The organism is Burkholderia sp. 3C (assembly GCF_054589155.1).
Genome location: NZ_BAAILN010000109.1, coordinates 12,462 through 22,725, shown reverse-complemented (window position 1 = coordinate 22,725; position 10,264 = coordinate 12,462). Strand labels below are relative to the sequence as shown.

Genomic DNA, 10,264 nt, shown 5'->3' with positions numbered 1-10,264 from the left:
TTGCCGGCCGCCGCGGCGATCCGGCAAATGTCGTCGAAGGCCGGGCCGCGCGTCGGGATCTCGATATGAAACACCTCGGCGATCACCCGCGTCCATCCGTAGATGAAGTAGGTCCAGCCGTCCTCCACCTGCAGGCCGCGCGCCGCCTGCTGCGCGCGCGCCTGGTCGAGAAACACCAGCTTGCCGCGATAGTTCAGGTCCCAGGCCACCGCGCGCTCCGGAAAGCGGGCCGCGTCGGTCAGCGGCGAGCCGGGCGCGTCCTTGCCCAGCCCGGTGGCGTTGATCACGAGCGCGCCCGGCGACAGCCGCGCCAGCACGGCGTCGTTGTCCTCGGCGCGCGGCGCGGTCACGTATTCGCACGGCACGCCGAGATCCAACTCGCGGTGAATCCGCTCCAGTTCTTCCAGCCGGCCGGCCGAGCGGTTCGAGACGATCACGCGCGACGGCCGGTTCGCGCCGCGGCTCGCCTGCATCAGATGCCAGGTCAGCGCGATGGTGGAGCCGCCCGCGCCCATCGAAAACACTTCCGCGCCGGTGCGGGCGAAATGCTGCTCGGGCAGGAAGCCGTCGAGCGACAGGCCCGACGTGATCGGATCCTTCGCATGACAGACGAATTTGCCGTCGCGCTTCGACAGGCAACTGGTTTCGCCCATCAGCCGCGAATGCGGATCGATCTCGTCGAACAGATCCTGGCAGGCGGCGTACAGGTCGATCTTGTGGGTGGTGACGAGCGCGCCGAGCGACAGCGGATCGTCGCGCAGGAATTGCACGGTTTCCCGGTAGGCCTCGCGGCTCGCGTGCAGCGGGAAATCGATGCCCTTGATCTCGACGTCGCCCAGGCCCAGATGCCGCGCCCACTCGGGGAACACGCGCATGATCGAACTCTGGCCGGTGGTCACGCCGATGAAGTAGAAGGTCGGACGGGTGGCGGGGGAATGGCTCATCGGGCTTGCTCCGTTTCATGGCGGCGCGCGACCAGCGCCTCGATGTCCTCGGCGCTGCGCGCGCGCCAGGCCGGGTTGGGTTCGCTGCGCCAGCCGCCGTTACCGTCGCTCACGATGCGCTGGCGCATGCCGTTGGCGCGCTCGATGATCGCGTAGTCCTGCCCCGAATCGGCCGGATAGCAGAACAGCATGACGAAATCGCCGTCGCCCAGGTTCACCGAGCGATGAATCCAGCGCGGCGGCACGTAGCACACCGTATGGGCGCGGATCTCGACGATGCGCGTCTCGCCGTCCGGCGCCTCCATCAGCATCAGGCCATGGCCCTTGAGCCCGAAATACAGCTCGGGGCGGTCGATGTTCGCGTGGATATGGCCGCGCGTCATGAAGAACTCGTCGCCCACCCTGCCCGCGCTCATGCGGGTCACACCCGTGATCAGGTCGCCCGGCTCGGCATTCGGCCGGTGGTCGGTGACTTCGTAGACAACCTCGCTCGCCCGCGTCGCGGCCAGCGCATCGAACGCCGCCGTATCGGCATAAAGGCCGGCGAGATCGCCAAGGCGTTTCTGATAGTGCGAATCGGTGCCGGCCATCAGGCCGGTATCCAGATCCACGTCGAACGAACGCGGCTCGGGCCATTGCATGACTGTTTCTCCCTCTGAGAACTCGAATGAAACGTTAGTTTTCATGATGATATAGTTTGTGAAACAAACGAACACTCGGGTTTTCACTAGGAAAAATCCCAGGAATTGCAAATATAATGATTGCAACACTATCGTTACGAACCCGGAAAGGCTGCGATTCGACCCGCAGGCCAGCCGGACATGCAGGAGACGACTTCATGCAAGAGATGCCCGATCCGGCCCGCGCCGCCGCGGTGGTCGCGGCGCTGCGCGAGGCGCTGGGCGCCGCCGTGGTGAGCCTGCCGGCCGATTTCGCCGGCCGCCGCCACGCCGATTCCAGCCGCATGCCGTGCGCCGACCCGATCGCGCTGGTACGCCCGCGCACCACCGAACAGGTGTCGGCCGCGCTGCGCATCTGTCATGCGCACCATCAGCCGGTGGTCACGCAGGGCGGCCTGACCGGCCTGGCGGGCGGCGCCTGCATGCTGGGCGGGGAAGTGGCCTTGAGCCTGGAACTGATGAACGCGATCGAGGAGATCGATCCGGTCAGCGCCACCATGACGGTGCAGGCCGGCGTGCCGCTGCAAACCGTGCAGGAAGCGGCCGAGGCGGCCGGCTTCATGTTTCCGCTCGATCTCGGCGCGCGCGGCAGCGCGACCATCGGCGGCAACCTCGGCACCAACGCGGGCGGCAATCGCGTGATCCGCTACGGGATGATGCGCGAGCAGGCGCTCGACGTCGAAGCGGTGCTGGCCGACGGCAGCGTGGTGGGCGGCCTGCGCAAGATGATCAAGAACAACACCGGCTACGACCTGCGCAACCTGCTGATCGGCAGCGAAGGCACGCTCGGCGTGATGACGCGCGCGGTGCTGCGGCTGCGCCCGAAGCCGCGCGCGGTGTCCACCGCCTGGTGCGGCGTGCCCGATTACGACGGCGTCACCCGGCTCCTGCGTCTTGCCCAGGAGCGCCTGCCGGCCGGCGTGTCGGCGTTCGAGGTGATGTGGCCCGGCTATTACGACTTCGTGCTGTCGCGCCTGCCCGAACTGCGCGCGCCGCTCGCGGGCCGGCACGCGTTCTACGTGCTGCTGGAAAGCAGCGGCGCCGACCCCGACAGCCAGCACGCCGCGTTCGAGTCGTTTCTCGGCGAGATGCTCGAAGCCGGCACGCTGGACGACGCCGCGCTGGCCGCCAACGAGGCGCACGCCGCCGCGTTCTGGGCGATCCGCGACGCGCCCGGCGAATACGGCCGGCTGATTCCGGGCCGCGTGTCGTTCGACATCAGTTTCTCGATCGCCGAGGTCGGCATCGCGGCGCAACGCTGCGAGCAGCGGCTGCGCGCGCAATGGCCGAACGCCAGCATCCTCGTCTACGGCCATCTCGGCGACGGCAACCTGCACGTCGTGGTGCAGGAGCCGGACTGGCCGGCGAGCGCCGCGGCCGAGGTCAAGCGCGTGGTGTACGGCGTGACGGCCGAACTCGGCGGCTCGGTGTCGGCCGAGCACGGCATCGGCACCAAGAAGCTCGAGGTGCTGGCGCTGTCGCGCCGCCCCGAGGAGCTGGCCGCGATGCGCGCCGTGAAGGCCGCGCTCGACCCGCGCGGCATCCTGAACCCCGGCAAGCTGCTGGCGCCGTGACGCGCCGCGCCCCGCATTTCCGGGCGAGCGCACCGCGCCGCCCTTTCGCGTGACACACCCACAAGAGGAGGAGACATGTCGCGTCTTATGAAGAAGCTGTGCTGCGCCGCCGCGTTCGCCGCGGCCGGCATCATCGCCACCGCACCCGCGTTCGCCGCCGACAAGCTCAAGGTCGGCATTTCGATGAAGGTGCTCAACGCACCGTATTTCGCGGCGGCCATGGAATCGGCCAAGGCGCGCGCCACCGAGCTCGGCGCGGACGTGATCGTGGCCGATGCGCAGGGCAAGATGGGCAAGCAGATTTCCGACGTGGAGGATCTGGTCACGCGCGGCGTCAAGGTGCTGCTGATCGATCCGGCCGATCCCGAGGCGCTGGTGGGCGCGGTGAACGCCGCGAGCGCGGCCGGCGTGAAGGTGGTGGTGTTCGACAGCACGCTCGACCCGAAGGCCAACTACGTCACGCTGGTGCAGTCGTCGAACAGCGAGAACGGCGCGCTGGTGGGCCGCTGGGTGGTGGACAACACCGGCGGCAAGCCGCTGAAGATCGCGCTGCTGTCCGGCGAGAAGGGCAACCCGGTCGGCAAGGAGCGGCGCGACGGCGTGCTGGCCGGCATCGTCGAGGCGCAGCTCGAAAAAACCGGCAAGTCGAACCTGCAGATCGTCGGCCAGGGCTGGGGCAACTGGTCGGACGAAGGCGGCCTGAAGGCGATGGAAGACCTGCTGGTAGCCAACAAGGACATCAACATGGTGCTCGCCGAGAACGACAGCATGCTGCTCGGCGCGCGCCGCGCGATCCAGAGCGCGAACCGCGACGGCATCACGCTGGTGGCGGCGGCCGACGGCCAGAAGGAAGCGCTCGCGCTGATCAAGCAGGGCAAGTACGGCGTGACCGCGCTCAACGATCCGGCGCTGGTCGCGCGCACCGCGGTGGACATCGGCGTGAAGGCCGCCAAGGGCCAGGCCGGTGCAGTGCCGAAGCTGTCGTACACGCCGGCCGTCGCGATCTCGAAGAGCAACGTCGACAAGTACTACAACCCGAAAGCGATCTTCTGACGCTTTCTTCGTCGCATGCGCGCGCCGCCCGCGGCTGGCGCGCGCCCGAGTGGAGACACAGTCCAATGATTCCGTTCATCGCACTAACCGGCATCGACAAGCGGTTCGGCGGCATTCACGCGATCGAGAACATCGATTTCGACGTGCACGGCGGCGAGGTGCATGCGCTCGTCGGCGAAAACGGCGCAGGCAAATCGACGCTGATGCGCGTGATCGGCGGCGGCCACCAGCCCGACGCCGGCACGATCCGCGTGCAGGGCCGCGAGAGGGTGCTGCGCAACCCGCACGCGGCGCTGGCCGAGGGCATCGCCGTGATCCACCAGGAGACGGCGCTGGCGCCCGACCTGTCGGTGGCCGAGAACGTGTTCCTGGCCGCCCTGCCCGCCGTGATCGACTGGCGCGGCCTGCGCGCGAAGGCGCGCGCGTTGATCGCGAGCCTCGGCTTCGACATCGATCCGGCCGCGCTGGTCGGCACGCTGTCGGCCGCGCAATGCCAGGTGATCGAGATCGCCAAGGCGCTGTCGGGCGAACTGAAGCTGCTGGTGCTCGACGAGCCGACCGCCGCGCTCGCGCCGTCCGACGCCGAACGTTTGCTGGAGATCGTGCGCTCGCTGCGCGCGCGCGGCGTGGGCATCGTCTATATCTCGCACCGGCTGGAGGAAGTGTTCGCGATCGCCGACCGGATCACGGTGCTCAAGGATGGCCGCCGCGTCGATACCGTCGTGCCGGCCGAGATTTCGCGCGACGAGCTGATTCGCAAGATGGTCGGCCGGCCGCTGTCGGTGCTGTTCCCCGAACGGCGCGCCACGGCCGGCGAGGTGGTGCTGAAGGTGGACGGGCTGGCGCGCGGCGAAGCCGTGCGCGGCGTGTCGTTCTCGCTGCGCGCGGGTGAGGTGGTCGGGCTGGGCGGGCTGATCGGTTCGGGCCGCACCGAGGTGGCGCGGCTGATCTTCGGCGCGGACCGGGCCGAGGCCGGCAGCATCGAACTGAAGGGCAAGCGCCTGAACGCGCGCACGCCGATGGCGGCGGTACGCGCCGGCATCGGCCTGGTGCCCGAGGATCGCAAGGGACAGGGCGCGGTGCTCGCGATGCCGATCCGCATCAATGCCACGCTCGCCTCGCTGAAATCGGTCAGCGCGCCGGGCGGCTTTCTCGCGTTCCGCCGCGAGCGCGAGGCGGTCGCGCAACTGATGGACGCGCTGCGCATCAAGGCCCGCTCGATGGATGCCGACGTTTCGACGCTGTCGGGCGGCAACCAGCAGAAGGTGGTGCTCGCCAAATGGTTCCATGCCGACGGCGATCTGATCATCCTCGACGAGCCGACGCGCGGCGTGGACGTGGGCGCGAAGGTGGAGATCTACACGCTGATCAACCAGTTGGCCGAACGCGGCAAGGCGCTGCTGGTGATCTCGTCCGAGCATCAGGAACTGATGGGGCTGTGCGACCGCATCATGGTGATGGGCGAAGGCCGCATCCGTGGCGAACTGCAGCCCGCCGACTACAGCGAGGAAGCGATCCTCGCGCTTTCGCTGCGCCGCGATCCCGGCGAAACCCACGGCTCCCCGCATGCCGGCCCGCAGGCGGCCGGGCGCGAGGACGCCTCCCTCATTCACGGTTGACGCGGCGTTTGCCGCCGTCCCGGAACGTTCTACCCGTTTGGAGACACCCATCATGAATCCCAGCGCCGCTACCTCGAACCCGCGCCAGCGCCCCGCCGCCGGCTCGAAGCTCAAGCATGCCTGGCAATCCGCGCGCCGCTTCAACACGGTGGCGATCCTCGTCGTGCTGGTGATCGCGGCGTCGTTCATCTCGAGCGACTTCTTCTCCGCGCCCAACCTCGCCAACATCACGCGCCAGGTGGCCGGCGTCGGCATCATGTCGGTCGGCATGCTGCTGGTGGTGCTGACCGGCGGCATCGACCTCTCGGTCGGCTCGGTCGCGGCGCTCGGCAGCGTGCTGTCGGCGATGCTGATCCCCGAGCACGGGCTAGCGTTCGCGCTGGCGGCCGCGCTCGTGACGGGCGGCCTGTGCGGCCTCGTGTCGGGCGTGCTGGTGGCGTTCTGCCGGCTGACGCCGTTCGTCGTGACGCTCGCCATGATGACGGTGGCGCGCGGCATCGCGATGATCGTCTCGAACGGCTCGCCGATCCTGGTGGACGACGCGGGCCAGGCCCTGCTCGACTTCGGCCGCCACAGCTACTTCGGCATTCCCGGCCCGACGCTGGTGATGCTGCTGGTGTTCGTGGCGGGCGGCATCGCGCTCGGCCGGATGCGCGCCGGCCGCGTGGTGCGCGCGATCGGCTCGAACGAGGAGGCGGTGCGGCTGTCGGGCGTGCCGGTGGCGCGCCACATTCTCGGCACCTACGTGTGCTCCGGCGCGCTGGCCGCGCTGGCCGGCATCGTCTCGACGGCGCGCGCCAGCGTGGGCGCGCCCACCGTGGGCGTGGGCGACGAGCTGACCGTGATCGCGGCGGTGGTGATCGGCGGCGCGAGCCTGGCCGGCGGCAAGGGCGGCGTGCTCAACACGCTGATGGGCGTGCTGATCCTCGGCGTGATCGGCAACATCATGAATCTGGCCAGCGTGCCGGGCTATCACCAGCAGGTCGTGATGGGCGCGATCATCGTCGCGGCGGTGCTGATGCAGCAGGGCGCGGGCTTCTGGCGCCGCTGGATATTCCGCTAAACTCCGCGTTGGATGCGCCTCGCGGTTGCCGTGCCGCGATGCGCCGCATGACGCTCCGCATGAGCCTTTTGCGCTTCATGCCCGCCAGTCAAGGAAGGAAACAACGCGTGCCCGACTACAACATCCTCGAAGTGATCGACCGTGCCCGGCCCGAGCTGCGGCGCGGCAGCCGCCAGGTGGCCGACTACATCCTGGAGAACGTGCATTCGATCGCGGAAGTGAGCCTGTCCGAACTCGCGCGGCTCGCCCAGGTCAGCGAGCCGACCATCCTGCGCTTCTGCGCGACGATCGGCTGCAACGGCTTCAAGGATTTCAAGATCCGCGTGGTGCAGAGCCTCGCGCTCGGCGCGCCGGCCACGCATTCGGTGCTGTCCGATGCCGACACGCCCGAAACGGTGGCCACCAAGATCTTCGACTACACCATCACGAGCCTCGACTGGGCGCGCAAGAAGCTCGATTTCGAGGCGATCGGCCGCGCCGTCGAATTGCTGGCCTCGGCCGCGCGCATCGAGTTCTTCGGCTTCGGCGCGTCGGGCATCGTGGCGCTCGACGCGCAGCAGAAATTCCCGCTGTTCGGGGTGCCGTGCGTCGCGCACCAGGATTCGCACCAGCAGTTCATCGCCGCGTCGATGCTCAAGCCCGGCGATGCGGTGGTGGCGATCTCGAACACCGGCGCCACGCGCTCGCTGATCGAGGTGGCGCGCACCGCCAAGGAACGCGGCGCGATCGTGGTGGTGATCACCGGCTCGCAGGGGCCGCTCACGCGCTACTGCGACGTGGCGGTGGTGGCCGAAACGCTGGAGAACACCGACGTCTACACGCCCACCACCTCGCGCCTCGCGGCGCTGGTGATCGTCGACATCCTGTCCACCAGCGTCGCGCTGCGCAAGGGCGAAACCCACGCCCGCGACGTGCAGGACATGAAGCGCCATCTCGCCGACATGCGCACCTCCGGCATGATCTGAGCCGCATCCGCAGGGGCCCGCCCCCTGCTCCGTTTTTTTTCGTCCTTTTTGTTTTGCACTGCGAAGCGAAAGCGCGGGCCGCATCGATTGCGCGACCCGCGCCGCCGCTCGCCCGAACCTTTCCCAAACCGCCATGAAGATACTTGTCGCAGTCAAACGCGTCGTCGATTACAACGTGAAGGTTCGCGTGAAATCGGACGGCACCGGCGTCGATCTCGCCAACGTGAAGATGTCGATGAACCCGTTCGACGAAATCGCCGTCGAGGAGGCCGTGCGCCTCAAGGAGCAAGGCGTGGCCAGCGAGGTGGTGGCCGTGTCGATGGGCGTGGCGCAGGCGCAGGACACGCTGCGCACCGCGCTGGCGATCGGCGCGGACCGCGCGATCCTGGTCGAATCGAACGCCGAGCTGCAACCGCTCGCGGTGGCCAAGCTGCTGCATGCGCTGATCGAACGCGAGCAGCCGCAACTGGTGCTGCTCGGCAAGCAGGCCATCGACGACGATGCCAACCAGACCGGCCAGATGCTGGCCGCGCTCGCCGGGCTGCCGCAGGCCACGTTCGCGGCGAAGCTCACGATCGCCGACGGTCGCGCCAGCGTCGATCGCGAGGTGGACGGCGGCACCGAAACGCTCTCGCTGGCCCTGCCCGCGGTGGTGACGGCCGACCTGCGCCTGAACGAGCCGCGCTACGTCACGCTGCCCAACATCATGAAGGCCAAGAAGAAGCCGCTCGCCACGCTCACGCCCGACGAACTGGGCGTGGACGTCGCGCCCCGCCTGCACACGCTGCGCTTCGCCGAGCCGCCCAAGCGCGGCGCGGGCATCAAGGTGGCCGACGTGCACGCGCTCGTCGACAAGCTGCGCAACGAATCCCAAGTCTTGTAAGGAGCACGAACCATGACGACGCTCGTCATTGCGGAACACGAACACGCGGCGCTGAAGGCCGCGACGCTGCACGCCGTCACGGCGGCCCGGCAACTCGGCGGCGAGGTGCATGTGCTGGTGGCCGGCTGGCAGGCGCAGGCGGCGGCCGACGCGGCCGCCCGCATCGCCGGCGTGGCGAAGGTGCTGCTGGCCGATGCGCCCCGGCTCGAACACGGGCTGGCCGAACCGCTCGCCGAGACGGTGCTCGCGCTCGCCGGCCAGTATTCGCACATCGTCGCGCCGGCCACGGCGGCCGGCAAGAACGTCGCGCCGCGCATCGCGGCCCGGCTCGACGTCGCGCAACTCTCGGACATCACGGCCGTGCTCGGCGCGGATACGTTCGAGCGGCCGATCTACGCGGGCAACGTGATCGCCACCGTGCAGTCGCGCGACGCCATCAAGGTGATCACGGTGCGCGCCACGGCCTTCGACGCCGCCAAGGCGACGGGCGGCCATGCGTCGATCGAAACGGTGGAAGCGGTGGAGGCGATGGACACCGGCGGCGGCCGGGCCGAGTTCGTCGGCCGGCAGGTGACGAAGCTCGATCGGCCCGAACTGACGAGCGCGAAGACCGTGGTATCGGGCGGGCGCGGCCTGGGCAGCGCGGAGCATTACGCGCAACTGCTCGAGCCGCTCGCGGACACGCTCGGTGCGGCGCTCGGCGCCTCGCGCGCCGCGGTCGACGCCGGCTATGTGCCGAACGATTATCAGGTGGGTCAGACCGGCAAGATCGTCGCGCCGGAGCTGTATCTGGCGATCGGCATTTCGGGCGCGATCCAGCATCTGGCCGGCATGAAGGACGCCCGCGTGATCGTGGCGATCAACAAGGACGAAGAGGCGCCGATCTTCGGCGTGGCGGATTACGGGCTCGTCGGGGATCTGTTCACGGCGGTGCCGGCGTTGACGGCGGCGCTGAAGTAAGCCCACGCGCCGCGCGTATCGTCAGGCGATCCTGCCTCGGCGCATGCCAGCGCCGGAGGCCGGGCACGCGCTCGCCGGTCGTTCAGCCGGCGGTGCGCAGCGCATCGAACCACGACCCCACGAATCCGTAGCGCAGCACGTATTCGTGGCGCCCTCCCTCGCGGCGAATCTCCATCTCGCCGACAATCCCGGCCAGTTCGCCGCTGCCCGAACCCGGCACCACGGTCACGCGCAGCGCTTCCTTGCCTGCATGCATCTGCCCGTGATGCGACAGCGCGAAACCGCCCTCGCGGCCATCGAGCGTGCCGACGAACGATTCGAGCGCAACGTAGGTCGCCTCGCCGCTGGCCGGCTGCCCGATGCTGAGCATCTCGCCGGCCGCGTGGCCCTGCAGCGGCCCGCTGTATTCCTTCTCCAGCGTGAGCCGCCCGAGGGCGGCGGCGCCGGCCGGCACGCCCGGCAGCTCGGGCGCGCCGATCCGGACGCTGAATTCGCCAGCGGCGACAGTAGCTTTGGGATTCGA

Annotated in this window: 10 protein-coding genes; 7 read left to right on the top strand and 3 right to left on the bottom strand. The window is 69.0% G+C overall.

Translation table 11 applies throughout. The features are described 5' to 3' along the window. Both ACYP33_RS22270 and ACYP33_RS22265 read right to left on the bottom strand, forming a co-directional pair. Positions 1-944 (bottom strand): shikimate dehydrogenase family protein (locus ACYP33_RS22270; RefSeq protein WP_459623955.1); only part of this gene is annotated, 944 nt, incomplete at its 3' end. Further along, the gene (locus ACYP33_RS22265; RefSeq protein WP_414448329.1) at positions 941-1,585 is read right to left on the bottom strand and encodes a glucose-6-phosphate isomerase; all 645 of its coding nucleotides are present in this window, start codon (positions 1,583-1,585) and stop codon (positions 941-943) included. The genes ACYP33_RS22270 and ACYP33_RS22265, both read right to left, overlap by 4 nt. A 197-nt stretch (positions 1,586-1,782) precedes the next feature. On the opposite strand from ACYP33_RS22265, the gene ACYP33_RS22260 reads away from it, so the two are divergent. From ACYP33_RS22260 to ACYP33_RS22230, 7 genes are all read left to right on the top strand, one after another. Further along, entirely contained in the window at positions 1,783-3,198 is a 1,416-nt protein-coding gene (locus tag ACYP33_RS22260) for an FAD-binding oxidoreductase (RefSeq protein WP_459623954.1), read from the top strand. Between the two features lie 75 nt (positions 3,199-3,273). After that, positions 3,274-4,251, top strand: coding sequence for a sugar ABC transporter substrate-binding protein (locus tag ACYP33_RS22255; RefSeq protein ID WP_414441069.1), 978 nt, complete (start codon positions 3,274-3,276; stop codon positions 4,249-4,251). Positions 4,252-4,316: 65 nt separating this feature from the next. After that, complete coding sequence (locus tag ACYP33_RS22250) at positions 4,317-5,870, top strand: sugar ABC transporter ATP-binding protein (RefSeq protein WP_459623953.1); 1,554 nt, start codon at positions 4,317-4,319, stop codon at positions 5,868-5,870. Between the two features lie 52 nt (positions 5,871-5,922). Then, positions 5,923-6,933, top strand: a complete 1,011-nt coding sequence (locus ACYP33_RS22245; RefSeq protein ID WP_414441067.1) for an ABC transporter permease — start codon at positions 5,923-5,925, stop codon at positions 6,931-6,933. 107 nt (positions 6,934-7,040) lie between these two features. Next, on the top strand, positions 7,041-7,898 hold the full coding sequence (locus tag ACYP33_RS22240; RefSeq protein WP_414441066.1) for an SIS domain-containing protein: 858 nt from the start codon (positions 7,041-7,043) through the stop codon (positions 7,896-7,898). Positions 7,899-8,031: 133 nt separating this feature from the next. Continuing rightward, the gene (locus ACYP33_RS22235) at positions 8,032-8,781 is read left to right on the top strand and encodes an electron transfer flavoprotein subunit beta/FixA family protein (protein WP_414441065.1); all 750 of its coding nucleotides are present in this window, start codon (positions 8,032-8,034) and stop codon (positions 8,779-8,781) included. A 12-nt stretch (positions 8,782-8,793) separates the two neighbouring features. Then, a complete protein-coding gene (locus tag ACYP33_RS22230) occupies positions 8,794-9,741 on the top strand; it encodes an electron transfer flavoprotein subunit alpha/FixB family protein (protein WP_459623952.1) in 948 nt (315 codons plus the stop codon). 82 nt (positions 9,742-9,823) lie between these two features. Here the strand turns inward: ACYP33_RS22230 and ACYP33_RS22225 are convergent. Continuing rightward, the coding region (locus tag ACYP33_RS22225; RefSeq protein ID WP_459623951.1) for a DUF3224 domain-containing protein at positions 9,824-10,264 on the bottom strand (441 nt) is incomplete at its 5' end.